This is a genomic window from Tianweitania sediminis (genome assembly GCF_017813335.1).
Taxonomy (GTDB): Bacteria; Pseudomonadota; Alphaproteobacteria; order Rhizobiales; family Rhizobiaceae; genus Tianweitania; species Tianweitania sediminis.
In genome coordinates, this window is the sequence record NZ_JAGIYY010000001.1 from 245,010 (window position 1) to 262,740 (window position 17,731).

General features: G+C 63.4%; 16 protein-coding genes. 2 read left to right on the forward strand and 14 right to left on the reverse strand.

Translation table 11 applies throughout. From position 1 onward, the window contains the following. The first annotated feature begins 64 nt into the window (after nucleotides 1-64). A complete protein-coding gene (locus J5Y06_RS01135; RefSeq protein ID WP_342453350.1) occupies nucleotides 65-1,636 on the forward strand; it encodes a cryptochrome/photolyase family protein in 1,572 nt (523 codons plus the stop codon). On the opposite strand, the gene J5Y06_RS01140 is transcribed toward J5Y06_RS01135, so the two are convergent. From J5Y06_RS01140 to J5Y06_RS01175, 8 genes are all read right to left on the reverse strand, one after another. Further along, nucleotides 1,627-2,529: a carbohydrate kinase family protein gene (locus J5Y06_RS01140; RefSeq protein ID WP_209333276.1), complete on the reverse strand. Its 903-nt coding sequence runs from the start codon at nucleotides 2,527-2,529 to the stop codon at nucleotides 1,627-1,629. The genes J5Y06_RS01135 and J5Y06_RS01140 overlap by 10 nt on opposite strands. Beyond that, nucleotides 2,526-3,542: an SIS domain-containing protein gene (locus J5Y06_RS01145; RefSeq protein ID WP_209333277.1), complete on the reverse strand. Its 1,017-nt coding sequence runs from the start codon at nucleotides 3,540-3,542 to the stop codon at nucleotides 2,526-2,528. The genes J5Y06_RS01140 and J5Y06_RS01145 overlap by 4 nt, the downstream gene beginning before the upstream one ends. A gap of 2 nt (nucleotides 3,543-3,544) precedes the next feature. Continuing rightward, nucleotides 3,545-4,789, reverse strand: coding sequence for a Gfo/Idh/MocA family protein (locus J5Y06_RS01150; RefSeq protein ID WP_209333278.1), 1,245 nt, complete (start codon nucleotides 4,787-4,789; stop codon nucleotides 3,545-3,547). Between the two features lie 3 nt (nucleotides 4,790-4,792). Next, on the reverse strand, nucleotides 4,793-5,827 hold the full coding sequence (locus J5Y06_RS01155) for a LacI family DNA-binding transcriptional regulator (protein ID WP_209334313.1): 1,035 nt from the start codon (nucleotides 5,825-5,827) through the stop codon (nucleotides 4,793-4,795). A gap of 27 nt (nucleotides 5,828-5,854) precedes the next feature. Continuing rightward, the gene (locus J5Y06_RS01160) at nucleotides 5,855-6,799 is read right to left on the reverse strand and encodes an ABC transporter permease (RefSeq protein WP_209334314.1); all 945 of its coding nucleotides are present in this window, start codon (nucleotides 6,797-6,799) and stop codon (nucleotides 5,855-5,857) included. A 41-nt stretch (nucleotides 6,800-6,840) separates the two neighbouring features. Continuing rightward, nucleotides 6,841-7,833 carry an ABC transporter permease gene (locus J5Y06_RS01165; RefSeq protein ID WP_209333279.1) on the reverse strand — a complete coding sequence of 331 codons (993 nt, stop codon included), beginning with the start codon at nucleotides 7,831-7,833 and terminating at the stop codon, nucleotides 6,841-6,843. After that, nucleotides 7,830-9,329 (reverse strand): sugar ABC transporter ATP-binding protein, encoded by a 1,500-nt coding sequence (locus tag J5Y06_RS01170; RefSeq protein WP_209333280.1) that lies wholly within the window; start codon nucleotides 9,327-9,329, stop codon nucleotides 7,830-7,832. Before J5Y06_RS01170 ends, J5Y06_RS01165 begins: the two co-directional genes overlap by 4 nt. Nucleotides 9,330-9,417: 88 nt before the next feature. Next, entirely contained in the window at nucleotides 9,418-10,440 is a 1,023-nt protein-coding gene (locus J5Y06_RS01175) for an ABC transporter substrate-binding protein (protein WP_209333281.1), read from the reverse strand. A gap of 145 nt (nucleotides 10,441-10,585) precedes the next feature. On the opposite strand from J5Y06_RS01175, the gene xth reads away from it, so the two are divergent. Beyond that, complete coding sequence (gene xth, locus J5Y06_RS01180; protein WP_209333282.1) at nucleotides 10,586-11,362, forward strand: exodeoxyribonuclease III; 777 nt, start codon at nucleotides 10,586-10,588, stop codon at nucleotides 11,360-11,362. Here xth and J5Y06_RS01185 read toward each other — a convergent pair. From J5Y06_RS01185 to J5Y06_RS01210, 6 genes are read right to left on the reverse strand one after another with little or no spacing between them, the layout of a single operon-like run. Beyond that, nucleotides 11,359-11,697: a formate dehydrogenase subunit delta gene (locus J5Y06_RS01185; protein ID WP_209333283.1), complete on the reverse strand. Its 339-nt coding sequence runs from the start codon at nucleotides 11,695-11,697 to the stop codon at nucleotides 11,359-11,361. The genes xth and J5Y06_RS01185 overlap by 4 nt on opposite strands. Further along, nucleotides 11,694-12,542 carry a formate dehydrogenase accessory sulfurtransferase FdhD gene (gene fdhD / locus J5Y06_RS01190; RefSeq protein ID WP_209333284.1) on the reverse strand — a complete coding sequence of 283 codons (849 nt, stop codon included), beginning with the start codon at nucleotides 12,540-12,542 and terminating at the stop codon, nucleotides 11,694-11,696. The genes J5Y06_RS01185 and fdhD overlap by 4 nt, the downstream gene beginning before the upstream one ends. A 25-nt stretch (nucleotides 12,543-12,567) precedes the next feature. After that, on the reverse strand, nucleotides 12,568-15,447 hold the full coding sequence (fdhF, locus tag J5Y06_RS01195) for a formate dehydrogenase subunit alpha (RefSeq protein ID WP_209333285.1): 2,880 nt from the start codon (nucleotides 15,445-15,447) through the stop codon (nucleotides 12,568-12,570). 10 nt (nucleotides 15,448-15,457) lie between these two features. After that, entirely contained in the window at nucleotides 15,458-15,670 is a 213-nt protein-coding gene (locus J5Y06_RS01200) for a DUF4287 domain-containing protein (RefSeq protein ID WP_209333286.1), read from the reverse strand. After that, the gene (locus J5Y06_RS01205) at nucleotides 15,667-17,223 is read right to left on the reverse strand and encodes a formate dehydrogenase beta subunit (RefSeq protein WP_209333287.1); all 1,557 of its coding nucleotides are present in this window, start codon (nucleotides 17,221-17,223) and stop codon (nucleotides 15,667-15,669) included. The genes J5Y06_RS01200 and J5Y06_RS01205 overlap by 4 nt, the downstream gene beginning before the upstream one ends. Continuing rightward, nucleotides 17,220-17,696: a formate dehydrogenase subunit gamma gene (locus J5Y06_RS01210; protein WP_209333288.1), complete on the reverse strand. Its 477-nt coding sequence runs from the start codon at nucleotides 17,694-17,696 to the stop codon at nucleotides 17,220-17,222. Before J5Y06_RS01210 ends, J5Y06_RS01205 begins: the two co-directional genes overlap by 4 nt. Between the last annotated feature and the right edge of the window lie 35 nt (nucleotides 17,697-17,731).

The following is a 17,731-nucleotide window of genomic DNA, read 5'->3' on the forward strand; positions in this document are numbered from 1 at the left end:
AAATGGTCCGGGGAACTCGGGAGCCGGTGAGAACTTTTGCTCTGGCCCGCTGCAGGAGCATTTGGTGATCCGCAAGAAGACCCGACCGCCGCGCAACCTGATTCTCGTGATGGGCGATCAGCTTGACGGCGCGTCAGCGGCCTTCCACGGCTTTGACGCGGCGCAGGACATCATCCTGCAGATGGAACTGCGGGAGGAAGCGAGCACCGTGCCGCAGAACAAGCGGCGCATCGCCTTCTTCTTTTCCGCCATGCGCCATTTCCGCGACGAACAACGCGCGCTCGGACGGCAGGTCTGGTACACGGAGCTCGACGATCCCGAGAACCGGCAAAGCTTCCCGGCCGAACTCCAAAGACGCTTCGACCAGGCCAGGCCGGATGGTGAGATCATCGTGCTGGAACCCGGCGATTACCGCGTCCGCGCAGCCCTCGAAGCACTCGACCTTCCGATCCGCTTCATCGAGGACGATCATTTTCTGTGCAGCCGCAGCGAGTTCCAGGCGCTGATCGCCGCCAACCCCACCATGATCCTGGAAACCTTTTATCGCGCAATGCGGCGCAAGCTGAACGTGCTGATGGAAGGCGAGGAGCCGGTCGGCGGGCAATGGAACTTCGACCGCGACAACCGCAAGAGCTTCGGCCGCAAGGGTCCACCTTTGATGATCCCGCCGCCGCGCTTTCCGGCCGATGACACCACACGGGCGGTGCTGGACCTCGTGGAGCGCAGCTTTCCCGACAATCCCGGCAGCCTCCAAGACTTTGCCATTCCCGTGACGCGCGCACAGGCGCTGCAATCGCTGGACGATTTTGTGCGCCACCGGTTGCCAGATTTCGGCCGCTTCCAGGACGCCATGGCTGGTGGCCAGGCTTTTCTGTTCCACAGCGTTCTTTCAGGCCCGCTGAACCTTCATCTTTTGCGGCCCCTTGAGGTGCTTCGCGCCGTTCTGGCCAACCCTTCCAACGCACCGCTCAATGCGGTGGAAGGCTTTGTGCGGCAACTGATCGGCTGGCGCGAATTCGTTCGCGGCATCTACTGGCACCTGATGCCGGACTATGCGGCCCGCAACGCGATGGGCGCGACCCTGCCGATGCCACGGTTCTACTGGACCGGGGACACAGACATGCGCTGCCTCCATGAAGCGATCGGCCACACGATCGACCACGCGTACGCGCACCATATCGAACGGCTGATGGTGCTGGGCGAGTTCGCGCTTCTGCTTGGCGTGCGGCCCTACGACGTCCACCGCTGGCACATGTCGATGTTCTGGGATGCGATCGACTGGGTGTCCCTGCCCAATACGCTCGGCATGAGCCAGCATGGCGACGGCGGGGTCATGGGTACGAAGCCCTATGCCGCGTCGGGCGCTTACATCGACCGCATGAGCGATCATTGCGGGCGCTGCCGCTACCATCCGGGCAAGAGCCTTGGCGAGGACGCTTGCCCGTTCACCACCCTGTACTGGGACTTCCTGGCACGGCATCGCCGCAAGCTTTCGCGCAATCCAAGGATGCGCGGACCCTATCAGAACCTGATGCGGAAGCCGGCTAAGGATGTGCTTGCTATCCGCCGCCGAGCCACGGCGCTGCGCAAGGAACTGACCCGCGAAACCTTTTTGCGCGAGCCGGATCAGGCATAGCGGCGGGGAAAGGTCGAGATTGCGCGCGCAGCCGTTTGAACGCCGGCTTCAAGGGCGGCCTCAAGCGCTTCGCCACGGCTGAGCGATGCCAGGAAGGCAGCGTTGAACGTATCGCCTGCCCCGACGGTGTCGATCACGGCCACCTCTGGTGCTGCGGCATGGCATGAACCCGCCGCGGTGAGCGCGGTTGCGCCCTCCGCGCCTCGTTTCACAACGACGATCTGGTTAGGCCCTATCGTCGTGGACAGATGCTCCAGTGCGGCTGCGTCATCCATGGCCCCAGTGAAAGCTTTCGCTTCTTCCGCATTGATCAAGGCGATGCCGCACGCCCGGAGCCAATCAGCGAAGGCCTGCTTGGCGTCGTTCATCCAGCCTTGCGGCGGCCAGCCCGGATCAACCGCCGTTTGCCAGCCTCGCTCCTCCAGCCTGCGCAGGATCTGGGGCGTGGCACTCATGATCTCCGGCATCAGGAAAGCGCCCGACAGGAGCGCGAAGCTTTGCCCATGCGGGGCTTGCGGGAGGCGCTCCAGGAGATCCGCCGCTGATGCGGAATGAAGATGGCCCGGCGTGGTGAAGAACACGCGGTCGCCGCCCTTGTGCACAATCCCCACCGTCACGGTCGTATCGGCTTGTTCGTCGATCCACTCACAGAACTGCGGGTCGAATTGTTCCCGCAGCCATAGGCCGTTCGGGTCGCGTCCGGTGGAGCTCACCAGGCGATGGGGCACGCCCAGGCCGCTCAGTGCCAGTGCCGTGTTTCCAGCCGAGCCGCCGGCGCGCAGTTCGGACCGCTCCACCACCACTTCCGTGCCGATCGCGGGCCAGCCATCGACTTCGCCAAGCACGAGGTCCACGTTGACATTTCCCAGCACAAGCAGCGGCGGGACGGTCATGGCGCTTCGCCGTTCGTGACCTTGGAGGAGCGGAGCGGCGTGCCGAACCCGTCGCCGACCCGTGCGGCAGCAGCCTCGATCGCCAGCCGCTGAACCGCAGGGAGGAGAACGGCAACTCCAGCCAACCCGTTGAGCGGCGGCAGCTGCACGTGGATCGCACCGTCAATCGTCGGCTGATCGCCCAGATCAAACAGAACGGGACGAAGGCCGTAGCTCACAGCAGCCTGCGCCGTGCGTGTCACGGCGGCAGCGTCCGCACCGACCGGCCGCGCCAGCACCAGAGTGTGGGTGGGCTCCAGCATTTCCATCGGGCCATGCAGCAGCTGTCCCAGTTCCAGAGCCATCGCCGGCGTACGGGCAAGCTCCATGAAGGTCAGGGACGCGGCTTGCAAGGCGCCATGCAATTGACCACGGGCGGACATCACCAGAAGCGACGTGTCTTGCAGGGTGTCCAACGCGTCGGCGGGCGGCTCCGCACCGAGTGGATCACCGCTGTTCAGCACATCGATAAGCGCGTTCATGTCCTCGCCAAGAGCTGCAAGAATGGCCGCATGCAGGCACAGCGTCAGCGTGATGCTGCGGGTTGCCGCGAAAGCCTGCTCCCGCCCGCCTACCCCGATCAGGCAGGGAACCGCGCGTCCAAGCGTGGAGTCCGTGTTGAGGGTCAGCCCGAAATGGTCGGCGTGATCTGGCGTCCGGTCGAGATAGGCCGCCACCTCGCCCGAACCGCCGGATTGCGAAACCAGGATCGTTACCCGGTCGCGCGGCGGCTGCGGCATACGCATGGCTTCCGACAGCACCTCCGCGGCTGCTTCGATGCCTGCCGCGCGGTAAGACGCCAGCACCATGCGGTTGGCCCAATGGGAGGCGCCCATTCCAAGAAGCGTCAGGCGACCGGTTTCGCGGATCCGCGACGCGATGGCTGGCGCCTGCTCATGCGCTTCGTGAAACGACTGAAGCGCGTCGGTGTATTGCCGCGCCATCTCCCGGCGCAGCACCTCAAGTCCAGGCAAGCTCATCGCTCTGCCGTCGAACGGGCGACCACGGGAACATAGTCTTCCAACTCAGGCGCCGGGAAGTGGACTGTCCGACCGGTTTCCGCCGAAAGGTAAAGCCCCATCAGCATTTCGACGACGCCCAGTCCGTCTTCGAAGGTTTCCAGCGGTGTTTGTCCGGTACGGAAGCATTCCACCATATGCCGATTTTCGTCTGTGTAGCCGTAAACGCCGGCTTCGTCTTCCAGCACCGGCATCAGCCCCTGCTCTGCATTCTGCTTCTCAACGAGGTCCTCGCCTTCCGAGCCGGTGACCTGGCGCGACATGAAGATCTTGAGCCCGGTGGACAGCGAGTTGAACTCCATGGCGTATTCCGGCCCGAGCAACTCGAGCTGGATGCGCAAGCCGGCGCCGACATAGGCCCAGGAGGTGGAGGCTTCCACCATTAGCGCGTTGCCGTCCTCATCCTCGAAGGTTAGCGTGCCGCGCGCGAAATCCTCCGACGGACGATTGCGATAATCCACCCCGAAGCGCTCGCGCAGCTGGTCTGCGTAGTGCGGCCGGGTCCATTTCAGATTGGCAACCTGGCCGTTGGCCGTCTTGAGCTTGAGTGAAGAACGCGGAGCGCCGGGTGCGGTGAGGAGATGGCGGCCCACTTCAACCGAATGGCACATCATGTCCGACAGAACGCCGCCACCCTGCTTGTCGCCCTGCCAGAACCAGGGCTCATGCGGGCCGGAGTGCTCTTCCGCCGCCCGTGCGAGGTAAGGTCGTCCGGTGGTTGATGCGGCACGCCGCCAAATGATCTCCTTACCGCGCAGAACGGGCGTGCAGAAAACCTGGTTTTCAAGATAGCCGTGGTTCAGCTTGGCCTCCTGCGCCAAACGCAGCATTTCGCGCGCTTCGCCCACGGTGCGGGCGAGCGGCTTTTCACAAGCCACCGCAAAGACCTTGGAGCGGCCGGCCGTAACTTCCTTGTGCAGCACCCGCATCACGTCGAGCCGCGTGTAGTTCGGCGAAAGGATCCAGATCGCGTCGACATCATCGGCCTGGAAAAGGGACTCGAGGCTTTCATGCGCGCGGCATTGTCCGAGGCCCAGTTGCTCAACCTTGGCGACAAGCCGGTTCCGGTTTTCAGCACTGCGGCTGTAAACACCGGTGACGTCGATGTTGCGCACGCCCACCATTGCGGCGAGATGAAAATGCGCGATGAAACCGCTTCCAACGAAACCGACCCGCAGGCGAGGCTTGGGAAGATCGACCATGAATCATGCACTCCTGAGTTGGACTTGAGCGAGCGGCGCAGCCGTGCTGCCGCGCACCTGAAGGGTGGTCGGCAACACGAACGGCTCGCTGGGTGGCGCGCGCCCTGACAGGATGTCCAGGAGCACGCCCATGGCAGCCCGCCCCAGTTCGGTTCGGGGCTGGCTGACCGTGGTGAGCGGCGGCTGGAAAGCCTCGCTCAGGTAGAGATCGTCAAAGCCGACAACGGAAAGATCGCGCGGAACTTCAAGACCGGCGCGCCGTGCCGCGGCAATGGCGCCGAAGGCCATTTCGTCGTTGGCCGCAAAGATGGCGGTCGGCGGCTCCGGCAGGGCAAGCAGCTGGCAGCACAGGCCCTTGCCGGCGGCCAGCGAATAATCGCCGCGCAAGACGTAAGACGACGGCACGGGCAGCCCGGCACCTGTCATGGCTTCACGAAAGCCGCGTTCCCGGAGGGACGCCATGGGTTCGGGCACGGGACCGCTGATGTGGGCAATGCGCCGGTGCCCGAGCCCCACCAGATGCGCCACCGCATCGGCAGCAGCCGCCTTGTTGTCGATCTGGACATGCGGCAATCCGGACTGCTCCACCATCTCCAGCGCCACCACGACCGGCAACTGCGCGAGAAGATCGCGGTGCATCTCGTCCTCCGGCAGGCTGCCGGTAATCAGGATCATGCCGTCGGCATGACCGTCGCGCAGCATGTCGAAGTAGCGATCTTCGCCGCCCGGCTGGTTCTCCGTATTGCCCATCAGAACGGAGTAGCCGGCTTCACGCGCGCAGGCTTCGACGCCCTTGAGGACATCAAGGTAGAAAGGGTTTCCAACATCGCGCACCACCATCAGCACCGCCTTGGAACGGCGGGTGCGCAGGTTGCGGGCGCTGACATTGGGGCGGTAGTTCATCGCCCGAGCTTCGTCGCGAATGCGCGACAAAGTGGGTTCTGCGACGAGGCCGGTGTCGGACAAGGCGCGCGACACGGTGGCCGGCGAAACGCCAACCCGTCGTGCGATGTCGATGATCTTGACGCGGCCGGTGATCATCTTGGGATCAGCAAAGGGGCCAGGTCATGTCCGCAGCGCCTGGCCACGGCCGTAAAACAGCATCAGCAGCAAAAGCGTGGCGCCAAACACCATTTGCCGGCCGGATTCATCGATGTTGACCGTGGTCAGGATGCCTTGCAGGACCGTCAACAGAATGGCGCCAGCCATCGTGCCGGTGTAGCCCCCCTTGCCGCCGGACAACGGCGTGCCGCCGAACACCACCGCAATAATGGACGGCAGCATGTATTGCTCGCCGACATTGGCGAAGGAGGAGCCGGTATAGCCAAGCAGGCAGATTCCGGCGATCGCGGCGAACATGCCGGACAACACGAAAAGCAGGATGCGCGTGGTTTTCACCGGCATGCCCGCCATGAAAGCGGCCTGCTCGTTGGAGCCAATGGCATAGATGCGATAGCCGAGGATCGTGCGGCGCAGAAGAAATGCCATAAGCAGGCCGATCGCGATCCACAGCCAGATGATGCCCGGCAGCCCCAGGAACAGCGGCTGGGTGACGAAGCCGGACAGGCCGGGTGCTGCGCGGCCGGAAGGAATGCCGTTGCGGATCACCACAAGCAGGCCCTGCAGCACGCCCAGCATGCCGAGCGTCATCACCAGCGGCGGAATCCGCAACAGCGTCACGCCAATTCCGTTGATCAAGCCGATCAGCGCGCCCGCGGCGAGGCAGCCGAGAACGGCAAGGAGGATGCCGGAATCCTGTCCGCTCATCAGGTTGCCGGCAATGATCGCGGCGAGCGAAACCACGCCGCCGACGGACAAATCGATGCCTTCGCGTCCGCCGAGAATCACGAGGTTCTGGCCGGCGGCGACGATTCCCATCAGCGCGGCGACGATCAGCAAACGCAGGATCTGCTGCGCCGATGCGAACCCAGGCGAAAGATATTCGCCCAGCGCCAGAAGCAAAACGATCAGCAGAAGGGCCACCATCAGCGGCGCCTTGAGCGCGGCCATTGGGGAGAACCCCGCGTCCTTGCGCGTTCCTTCCACTGCACTCATCGGCGCGCTCCCCGGCTGACCAGGATGCCCACCATCAGCGCCACGAGGATCGCCACGCCCTGAACGAGGTTTTGCCATTCCGACGGCGTGCCGACGAAAAAGACCAGCGAACCGATCAGGCCAATGATCAGCGCCCCGATCACCGATCCCGTCACCGTGCCGAAGCCACCCGCCAAAGCCGTGCCTCCGAGAACCACGGCGGCGACCGAGTTCAGCGTCATCTTGCCGCCAACCAGCGGATCGCCGCTCGCCGTATCACCCGTGATGCAAAAGGCAGCCAACGCGGCAAAGAGACCGGCCAGCGCATAGCCGGTGATGCGGATGCGCGTCACCGGCAAGCCGCTTTGATACGCCGCCTGCTGGTCGTCGCCCACCGCGAGCAGGCGCGTGGTCAGCTGCGTGCGGGCAAGCACCAGCAAAAGCACTGCAAGCAGCACCGCAGCGTACATCACGAAGGGAATATCAAGAATACGCCCGCCATAGGTGCGCCAAAAGGCGGTGGGTGCCGGTGTGCCGGCCACCGGCAGCACATAAAGCGCAAGTCCCGTAAAGAAGATGGATGTTGCGAAGGTCGCCACGATCGCCTGCAAGCGCAGCGCCGCCACGACAATGCCATTCACGATGCCGCAAGCGAGGCCAACAAGGAGGCCGAGGCCCAGCCCGAGCAGAACCGCACTCGTGCCGCCACCTAGTGCGTCCATGGCGGTGATGATCGACACGTTGACCAGCGAAACAATGGCACCGGCGGACAAGTCGATGTCGCCGGCATAGACAACATAGGTTTGCGCAACGGCAAGCAGCATCAGGGCAAGATAGGTTTTCACCAATCCCGTGATGCCGACCAGGCTGACGCTTCGTGGCTGGTACAAGCCGTTGAGCACCAGCAGAACCACCAGGATCAGCAGGGCCGGCAGGAAAGGAAAACGCTCGATTGCGCGCTTCAGTCCGTGCCCTGCAGTTTTCGGCGGTGCGATCGCGATGTCGCTCATGCTGCCTCGTAAGCGGCTTGATAAAGGTTGAAGGCGGTGCGGTCTGCGCCCGTCAGTTCGCGCGTTACCCCGCCGCCGTTGAACACGAGGATGCGATCCGCATTGCCGAGAAGCTCGGCGTCCTCGGAGGAATACAGCACGATCGCCATGCCTTCGGCAGCAAGCTTGCGGATAAGCTGGAACAGGTCCGTCTTTGCCGACAGATCGATGCCCTTAGTTGGATCGTCGAGCAAAAGCACGTCCGGCCGATCAATCAGCCAGCGGGCGATCACGATCTTCTGCTGGTTGCCACCCGACAAGGAGCTGATTGGATGTCCAAAGCCGGCAAACTTCGTGCGCAAGGCTTCAAGCGCTGGCTTTGCGCGGTCGCGGAGCGAGGATGGTGCGGCAAGAGCCAGGCGCTGCTTCAGGGCGTGGATCGGCGTGACATTTTCCAGGATCGGGCGGCCGGCAATGACGCCGTCCCGCCTGCGGTCGCCCGAAACATATGCCACCCCGCGCTTGATCGTGGCGCGCGGGCTGTTTGCATCAAGCGGTTCGCCCTTGAGCGACACGCTGCCGGAGGATGGCGGCGAGGCACCAAATAGGGCGCGCAGAACGGCGGACTGGCCTTGGCCGTGCAAGCCGCCGAGGCCGAGGATTTCGCCGGCGGCAAGGTCGAAGCTGACGTTGTGAAAGCCGACGCCTGAAAGGTTGCCCACAGACAGCACGGTCTGCGCAGCCGCCTTGTTTGCCGCGGGCGCCCGTGCGGCCGTTTCCATTCCCGCGCTTTCGCCGCCCACCATCAAGCGGATCACCTCCGCGGCATCTGTTTCATCGATGCGCTTGGTGGCCACGGTTTCGCCGTCGCGGATCACGGTGACGCGGTCGCCCAGCGCAAAGATCTCGTCCATTCGATGCGAAATGAAGACGATCGATCGGCCTTCGGCTTTCAGGCGCCGCAGGATGTCGAAGAAGCGGTCGACCTGCGCCCGGTCGAGTGCGGATGTCGGTTCGTCGAAGATCAGGATCGGCGCTTCGGTGGACAGCGCCTTCATGATCTCCACCAGCTGGCGCTGGTCAGGCCGGAGCGCTTCCACCGTCGCACCGGCGGAAAAGCCTTCTCCCGTGACGCCATCGAACAGGGCGATGTAGCGGCTTGCGGTGGCAACCAGCTGCTTGCGGTCCACGAATACGCCGCCGGGAAGGTTGGACAGCAGGATGTTCTCCGCAACGGTGCGGTGCGCGGCGAGGCTGAGTTCCTGATAAAAGATGCCGATGCCGTAGGTTTTTGCTTCCTGCGGGTCGTTGATGGTGACCGGCTTGCCGTCGAGGAGAAGTTCGCCGGAGTCCGGACGCACGCTGCCGGCAACGATCTTGCAAAGCGTGGACTTGCCAGAGCCATTGGAGCCGATCAGCACGTGTACTTCGCCTGCCTCGACCTCAAGATCGCCACGGCGCAGCGCCTTGGTGGCACCGTAGGTCTTGCTCACAGCCTTGGCGACAAGTCTGGCCACGCGAAAGCCTTTCCAGCAGGAATTCAGGATGCGCGAAGGCTGGCCCGCTCCGGCTGGAGCGGACCAGTTCGCCCGTCAGGTGGCGCTTTTACTTGAAGAGCGCCTCAGCTTCCTCGATGGAAAGCTGGTCGGTGTAGGAGTAGTAGCCCGGCTTGCCCTCAACCTGCTTGGCCGCTTCAGCCAGGTTCGACGAGTCAATGAACGGGATGTCGAGATACATCGCGTTGCCGTACTGGCCAGCCGTTGCCGGCTCCTTCAGTTCCTTGTCCTGGAGCAGGAGAACCGCGACGTTGAGCGCCGAAGCCATCACGCCCGGAGGATTCACCGAAGCACCCGAGTTCAGCTTGTCCTTTGTCCAAAGATCGATGAAGTCCTTGCGGATTTCGCCAGTGGCCGCGATCTGGTCGCTCTTGTTGGCGTCCATGATCGATTTCCAGGCGCCGGCAGCCATGCCGTCCTGAACCCAAACGCCAGCAATGTCCGGATAGGTTGCGAGCAGGTTCTGCATGGCCTGCTGGCCCTGCGCCTGATCCCAGTTCGCATTTACCTCGTTGACGATCTTGATGTCCGGGTGCTTGGCGAAGACTTCCTTGTAGCCAGCCACGCGCATTTCGTTGGCCGGATGGCCCGCAACGCCGTTGATGGCAACAACATTGCCCTTGCCGTTCAGGGTCTTGGCGAGCCATTCGGCGCCAGCCGCACCCCAGGCCTTCTGGTCGATACCGACATACATCGCGTCGGGCGACGACACTTCCGCGTCGGTTGCGATCACCAGGATGCCAGCTTCCTTCGCCTGGGCGAAGACCGGATCAAAAGCGGTCGGGCTGTTCGGGTTGATGATGATGGCATCCACGCCTTCCGAAATGAAGTTGCGGACGTGAGCGATCTGGCCGGGAACGTCGACATTGGCGCTCTGCACCACGACTTCAACGTTGTGGCCCTTTTCCTTCCAGGCAGCCGCGGCAGCTTGCGCTTCCTCGATCATCTGGGTGCGCCATTCCGAGCCGACCCAGCCGTTGGACAAACCGATCTTGAAATCTTCGGCATGTGCGGCGGCCGAAAGGGCAACTGCGGCAACCGTGCCGAGCGCAAGCGAAACAAGCTTTTTCATGCATTCCTCCCAATGAGCAAACTTCGATCGCCACGCTAAATCGACATGAAATCGATTTCAATAGGCATTTTGCTGGCCAAAAGCGCTGTTGAAGGGGATCGTTAATCCTCAGCGGCAAACACCGCCGCCTGTGAGGAAGCGCAGCATGAAGATCGCGACATTCAACATCAACAACGTCAACAAGCGGCTGGAGAACCTGTTGGTGTGGCTGGACGAAAGCCGGCCGGATGTCGTGTGTTTGCAGGAACTGAAGGCCGAGCAGAAGGCGTTCCCGCTGCGGGCGATTGAAAATGCCGGCTATGGCGCAGTTTGGAAGGGCCAGCGGTCCTGGAACGGTGTTGCGATCCTGGCGCGGGACGCCACACCCGTTCTCACCCGCGATCACCTGCCAGGAGACCGGGAAGACATGCAAAGCCGCTATATCGAGGCGGCCGTTCGGGGCGTGCTGATTGGGTCGATCTACGCTCCCAACGGTAATCCGCAGCCCGGCCCGAAGTTCGACTACAAGCTCGCCTGGCTGCAGCGGCTGCGGCGCCATGCAACAGCTCTTCGCAAAACGGGTGCGCCGGTTGTTCTTGCCGGCGATTTCAACGTCGCACCCACCGCACGCGACATTTATCCAACACGCTCGTGGGACGATGACGCGCTGGTTCAGCCGGAAAGCCGCGCGGCTTACAAACGCCTGCTTGGCCGCAGTTGGACGGATGCGTGGCGCAGCCTTTATCCGGACGAGCCGGGCTATACGTTCTGGAGCTACCTCAGGAACCGCTACGAACGCGATGCAGGCCTGCGGCTCGACCACCTGCTCGTCAGCCGCGACCTCGCTTCAAGGATCCGTGCAGCAGGCGTTGATCGCGAGGTGCGCGGGCGCACGGAGGCGAGTGACCACGCACCCGCCTGGATCGAACTCGACCCTGCCTAGCCGTTCCCGTGATGGGGAACGCTGAACTCCGACTTGGACTCGCCGGCAGCTTCGCCCTTGCCGCCCGGCGCACCGCGCGCTGCATCGTCACCGATGCCCACGCCGGCATCCGCATCTTCGCCGGGCCGCCGGATCAAGGCAGCCGCTTCGATCACCAAGGGCTTCAAACCATCGCCGCCGTTGTCCAGGTGCTCAAACAGCTTGCGCCGCATGCGCGGCTCCCAGAACTTGTTGATGTGCGTGGCGACGCCCAGCGGACCATCCGCAGGCGGCTGAGAGGCAAAGAATGTGGCGATCTGGTTCGCCATGTAGATCAGCTTCTGGTCGGTGTTCATGTCGCCTCCCTTTGCTTTGCGAGCGGCTGCGAAGCGCCCTTGTCGATCTCGACCCGGTGAGGGTGCGTGAAGACGTCAAATTCTGTGCCGCGGACCAACGCCACCAGCGTCAGGCCAGCGCCGTCCGCCGCACGGATCGCCAGCGCCGTAGGTGCCGATACGGCGATAATGAAGCCGGCGCCGATCGCGGCTGTTTTCTGAACCATCTCGACCGAAACACGGCTCGTGACGATCACGGCGCCCGTGGCGCCCGCAATTTCGACGCCTGCCAGCGCGCCCGCCAGCTTGTCCAGAGCGTTGTGGCGGCCGACATCTTCGCGCGCGCAGACCACACCATTAGCCGGCGAATAAAGACCTGCGGCGTGGACCGCTCCGGTTTCGCGATGAAGCGGTTGCCGCCTCGACAGCGCCGCGACGGCATCCGCAATCTGTTGAGGCGACAGTGTCATGCGAGCTTCCACGGCAGGGATGCTGCGCATGGCCTCGTCGATCGACTCGATGCCGCACAGGCCGCAACCAACCGGGCCGGCCAAGCGGCGGCGGCGTGCTTGAAAGCGCGTGTTGGCGCTGTCCTTGAGCCGGATCTGTATGTCGATGCCGGCACCCGCTTCCTCAACCTCGATCGTGTCGATCTCGGCGGGCGAGGCGATGATGCCTTCTGTCAAGCTGAAGCCCAGCGCGAAATCGCGGAGATCGGCCGGCGAGGCCATCATGACGGCGTGGGTGGTGCCGGCATAAGACAGCGCGATCGGCACCTCTTCCGGGACCCGGCGCTCAGCCTCGAAAGATCCGCTTTCGCGCTGGGCGAAGCGGATCACCGACGTGGTTGGGGGCCGTGTTTCCATTGGCAGGAGCGGAAGGGTTAAACCCCTATTCCGCGGCTTCCAAGTGGCCGGCGATGCGGCGGCTTTGGCGTGCCTGCTCATCATATTCGACCTGCCATTCCGACGGTCCGTTGGATGGCGATATCTGTACGGCAGTCACCTTGTATTCCGGGCAGTTGGTTGCCCAATCCGAGAAATCGGTAGTGATGACGTTGGCCTGCGTCGTTGGATGGTGGAAGGTGGTATAAACAACGCCTGCCGCCACGCGATCTGTGATCGTCGCGCGCAGCGTCGTATCGCCGGAGCGGCTCGACAACCGCACCCAGTCGTCCTGGCGAATGCCACGCTGTTCCGCGTCGTGGGGATGGATTTCCAGCCGGTCTTCCGGGTGCCAAACGGTGTTTTCCGTCCGGCGGGTTTGCGCACCCACATTGTATTGGCTGAGGATGCGCCCCGTGGTCAGGAGCAGCGGGAAGCGCGGGCCGGTGCGCTCGTCCGTTGCCACATATTCAGTGCGGATGAACTTGCCCTTGCCGCGCACGAAGCCGTCGACGTGCATGATCGGCGACCCCAGCGGCGCCTTCTCGTTGCACGGCCATTGAACCGAACCGTGCTCCTCGAGATAAGCGTAGTTGACCCCAGCAAAGGCCGGCGTGGTTGCGGCGATCTCGTCCATGATCTGGGATGGATGGGTGTAGGTCCAGTCCAGCCCCATGGCGCGTGCGAGGTTCTGCGTCACTTCCCAATCAGCAAAGCCGTTCTTTGGCGTCATCACGCGGCGCACGCGATTGATGCGGCGCTCGGCATTGGTGAAGGTGCCGTCCTTTTCCAGGAAGGTCGAGCCTGGCAGGAACACATGGGCGTAGTTGGCGGTCTCGTTCAGGAAGAGGTCCTGCACGACGACGCATTCCATCGCGGCGAGACCGGCGGCCACATGCTTAGTGTCGGGGTCGGACTGCAGAATGTCTTCGCCCTGGATGTAGATGCCCTTGAACGAGCCTTCCACGGCAGCATCCAGCATGTTGGGGATGCGCAGGCCCGGTTCCGACGAGATCGAGACGCCCCAAAGCTTCTCGAAGATGTCGCGTGTGGCATCATCGGAGACATGGCGATAGCCTGGCAGCTCGTGCGGGAACGAGCCCATGTCGCAGGAGCCCTGCACGTTGTTCTGGCCGCGCAGCGGGTTCACGCCGACGCCGAGGCGGCCGATGTTGCCGGTCACCATCGCCAAGTTGGCGATCGCCATCACCGTGGTCGAGCCCTGGCTGTGTTCCGTGACGCCGAGGCCATAATAGATCGCGCCATTGCCGCCGGTTGCAAACAGCCGGGCTGCCTTGCGCAGTTCCTCGGCCGGCACGCCGGTGTAGCTTTCCGTTGCTTCGGGGCTGTGACGCTCTTCCGAAACAAAGGCCGCCCAGTCCTCGAACTCCGACCAGTCGCAGCGCTCGCGGATGAACTGTTCGGCCTGGATGCCTTCCGTCACAATCACATGCGACAGCGCGGTCATGACGGCGACATTGGTACCTGGCTTCAACGCAAGGTGATGGGCTGCCTTGATGTGCGGCGACTTCACGAGATCGATGCGACGCGGATCGATCACAATCAGCTGCGCGCCCTGCCGCAAGCGCTTCTTCAAGCGAGAGCCAAACACCGGATGCCCATCCGTCGGATTGGCGCCGATGACGATCACCACATCCGTGTGCTCGACGGAGTCAAAGTTCTGCGTGCCTGCCGAGGTGCCGAACGCCTGACCCAGACCATAGCCGGTGGGCGAATGGCACACGCGGGCGCAGGTATCGACGTTGTTGTTGCGGAAGCCCGCGCGGATCAGCTTCTGGACGAGGAAGGTTTCCTCGTTGGTGCAGCGCGACGAGGTGATGCCGCCGATCGAAGCACGACCATATTGATACTGGATGCGGCGGAACTCGGACGCCGTATGCGCCAAGGCCTCCTCCCAGCTCACTTCGCGCCACGGATCCGTGATCTTTTCGCGGATCATCGGGTTGAGGATGCGATCCTTGTGCGTGGAATAGCCGTAAGCGAAGCGGCCCTTCACGCAGGAATGGCCGCGATTGGCCTGGCCATCCTTCCACGGCACCATACGCACCAGTTCTTCGCCGCGCATCTCGGCCTTGAAGGAGCAGCCGACGCCGCAATAAGCGCAGGTGGTGACCGCCGAGTGCTCCGGTTGGCCGATGGCGATCACCGACTTTTCCGTCAGGGTCGCGGTCGGGCAAGCCTGGACGCAAGCGCCGCAGGACACGCATTCGGAATCCACAAAGAGTTCATGCGCGCTGGGCGACACACGGGACTCGAAGCCGCGCCCCTCGATGGTGAGCGCAAAGGTGCCCTGCACTTCGGCGCAGGCACGCACGCAGCGCGAACACACGATGCACTTTGACGGATCATAGGTGAAGTACGGGTTGGACTCGTCCTTCGGCATCCATTTGGCGTTGAGATCGCCGTCCTGGCGCGCGCGGACGTGGTTGTCGCCGTCGTAGCCATAGCGCACGTCGCGCAGGCCCACCGCGCCGGCCATATCCTGCAGTTCGCAATCGCCGTTGGCTGCGCAGGTCAGGCAGTCAAGCGGATGGTCGGAGATGTAAAGCTCCATCACGCCGCGCCGGATGTCCTTGAGACGACCCGTCTGGGTATGGACAACCATTCCCGGCATCACCGGAGTGGTGCAGGAAGACGGGGTTCCCGCGCGTCCCTCGATCTCCACCAGGCATAGACGGCAGGAGCCGAAAGCATCCACCATGTCGGTGGCGCAGAGCTTGGGGATCGCGATGCCCGCTTCCATGGAGGCACGCATGATCGAGGTGCCTTCGGGCACCGAGACCTGGCGGCCATCCACAGTCAACGTGATCGTCTTTTCTGCGCGGGACTCCGGCGTTCCGAAGTCGATTTCTTGAACGAGACCCATTCCGAGACTCCTATTTCGCCTGCTCGGCACGGGCATGTGCCACGAGCGCGTTTGCATGACCGTGTCCGAGACCGTGCTCGGCTTTCAGCCAGTTCACGACTTCCATATGCTTTTCACCCGACCGAGTGCCGACCAGCGACAGCCAATGATCAACCGGCTGACCATAGGTCTTCTCGATCGACGGAAAGTAGGACGCCGGGCCCTTCACTTTTTCCGCCGTCATTCTGCCGCTTCCCGCATCGGGACCGGGGCAAAGTCTTCCGGGAAATGCGTGATCGCGCTCATCACCGGATAGGGTGTGAAGCCGCCGAGCGCGCAAAGCGATCCGAACTTCATGGTGTTGCAAAGGTCGGTCACCAGCGCGAGGTTCTTTTCAGGCTCGATGCCGGCCCGGATCTTGTCGATGGTTTCCACGCCGCGCGTCGATCCGATGCGGCAGGGTGTGCACTTGCCGCAGCTTTCGATGGCGCAGAACTCCATGGCGAAACGCGCCTGGTTCAGCATGTCAGCGGTGTCATCGAACACCACGATGCCGGCATGGCCGATCAGCCCGCCCTTGGCGGCGAAGGCCTCATAGTCGAAGGGCGTGTCGAACAGGCTTTCGGGGAAGTAGGCGCCAAGCGGGCCGCCGACCTGGACGGCTTTCACCGGTCGTCCCGTTGCCGTGCCGCCCCCAATTTCGTTGACGATTTCGCCCAGCGTCATGCCGAAGGCTGCTTCGAAGAGGCCGGCATGCTTGACGTTGCCGGCAATCTGCAAGGGCATGGTGCCGCGTGAACGGCCGATGCCGAAATCCTTGTAGAAGGCGGCACCCTTGTCGAGGATGATCGGCACGGAAGCCAGCGAAATCACGTTGTTGATCACGGTCGGCTTGCCGAACAGGCCTTCGATTGCCGGCAAAGGAGGCTTGGCGCGCACAACCCCACGCTTGCCTTCGAGGCTGTTCAGGAGCGCCGTTTCCTCGCCGCACACATAGGCGCCGGCGCCGACGCGCACTTCCATGTCGAACATGTTGGGTGAACCCAGCACGTTCCAGCCGAGCAGGCCCGCTCTTTGCGCGATGGCCACCGCTTCGCGCATGATCTTGATCGCTTCCGGATATTCGGAGCGGATGTAGATGTAGCCTTTGGTGGCGCCCGTCGCGATGCCGGCGATCGCCATGCCTTCGATCAGAACGAAGGGGTCGCCTTCCATGATCATGCGGTCGGCAAAGGTGCCGCTGTCGCCCTCGTCGGCATTGCACACGATGTATTTGTTGGTGGCCTTCGCGTCGTGCACGGTTTGCCACTTGATGCCGGTCGGGAAGCCGGCGCCGCCGCGGCCACGCAGGCCGGACTCGGTCACCTGCTTGACGATCTCGATCGGGGCAAGCTCGAGCGCCTTGCGCAAGCCCGACAAACCGCCATGCGCCTCGTAGTCTTCCAGCGACAGAGGGTCGGTCAAGCCGCAGCGGGCAAACGTCAAACGCTGCTGCCGGGCAAAGAACGGGATCGCTTCCGGGTCGCCCAGCCAAAGGGAGTGGCTGTTTCCATTGATGAAGTCGGCTTCAAACAGCGAGGCGACGTCCGCCGGCTTCACAGGTCCGTAGGCAACACGGCCGGCCGGCGTTTCCACCTCGACCATCGGCTCCAGCCAGGTCATGCCGCGCGATCCGTTGCGCACAATGGTGATCTCACTTCCGCGCTTTGCGGCTTCTCCGGCGATGGCCTTGGCAACCTTGTCGGCGCCCAAAGCCAGCGCAGCGGAGTCGCGGGGGACGTAGATCTTCAGGCTCACAGCCGCACCTCGGACACGATTTCGCGAAGGCGCTCTTCATCGAGGCGGCCAATCAACTGCCCATCGAGCTGCGCGGCCGGAGCACAGGCGCACAGCCCCAGGCAATAGGTCGGCTCCAGCGTCACTGAGTTATCGGCAGCGGTTTGGTGGAACTTGATTCCGAGCAGGTCTTCCGCACGCTCTGCCATGGCTTCGCCGCCCATGGCCTGGCACGCTTCGGCACGGCAGATCTTCAGGACATGCCGCCCGGCCGGCGCGCTGCGGTAGTCATGGTAGAAGGTGATGACGCCATGCACATCGGCGCGCGACAGGTTGAGCGCGTCGGCGATCACCGGAACACTTTCCGCCGGCACATAGCCGAACTCGTCCTGAATCCCATGCAGGATCGGCAGCAGCGCGCCATCCTGATGCTTCATCGCCTCCACGACGTCCAGCATGCGCTGGTGCGCTTCGGTACCTGCCTGCATCGCCATGCAGAGCCCTCCCTAGTCCTCCTGAAGACTGGGAC

Excerpts from the sequence above, each read along its gene's own strand:
- J5Y06_RS01140 (WP_209333276.1), bottom strand. The coding sequence starts at position 2,529 with ATGACCGTCCCGCCGCTGCTTGTGCTGGGAAATGTCAACGTGGACCTC.
- J5Y06_RS01150 (WP_209333278.1), bottom strand. The coding sequence starts at position 4,789 with ATGGTCGATCTTCCCAAGCCTCGCCTGCGGGTCGGTTTCGTTGGAAGC.
- J5Y06_RS01160 (WP_209334314.1), bottom strand. The coding sequence starts at position 6,799 with ATGGCCGCGCTCAAGGCGCCGCTGATGGTGGCCCTTCTGCTGATCGTT.
- J5Y06_RS01165 (WP_209333279.1), bottom strand. The coding sequence starts at position 7,833 with ATGAGCGACATCGCGATCGCACCGCCGAAAACTGCAGGGCACGGACTG.
- J5Y06_RS01175 (WP_209333281.1), bottom strand. The coding sequence starts at position 10,440 with ATGAAAAAGCTTGTTTCGCTTGCGCTCGGCACGGTTGCCGCAGTTGCC.
- xth (WP_209333282.1), top strand. The coding sequence starts at position 10,586 with ATGAAGATCGCGACATTCAACATCAACAACGTCAACAAGCGGCTGGAG.
- J5Y06_RS01185 (WP_209333283.1), bottom strand. The coding sequence starts at position 11,697 with ATGAACACCGACCAGAAGCTGATCTACATGGCGAACCAGATCGCCACA.
- fdhD (WP_209333284.1), bottom strand. The coding sequence starts at position 12,542 with ATGGAAACACGGCCCCCAACCACGTCGGTGATCCGCTTCGCCCAGCGC.
- fdhF (WP_209333285.1), bottom strand. The coding sequence starts at position 15,447 with ATGGGTCTCGTTCAAGAAATCGACTTCGGAACGCCGGAGTCCCGCGCA.
- J5Y06_RS01200 (WP_209333286.1), bottom strand. The coding sequence starts at position 15,670 with ATGACGGCGGAAAAAGTGAAGGGCCCGGCGTCCTACTTTCCGTCGATC.
- J5Y06_RS01210 (WP_209333288.1), bottom strand. The coding sequence starts at position 17,696 with ATGGCGATGCAGGCAGGTACCGAAGCGCACCAGCGCATGCTGGACGTC.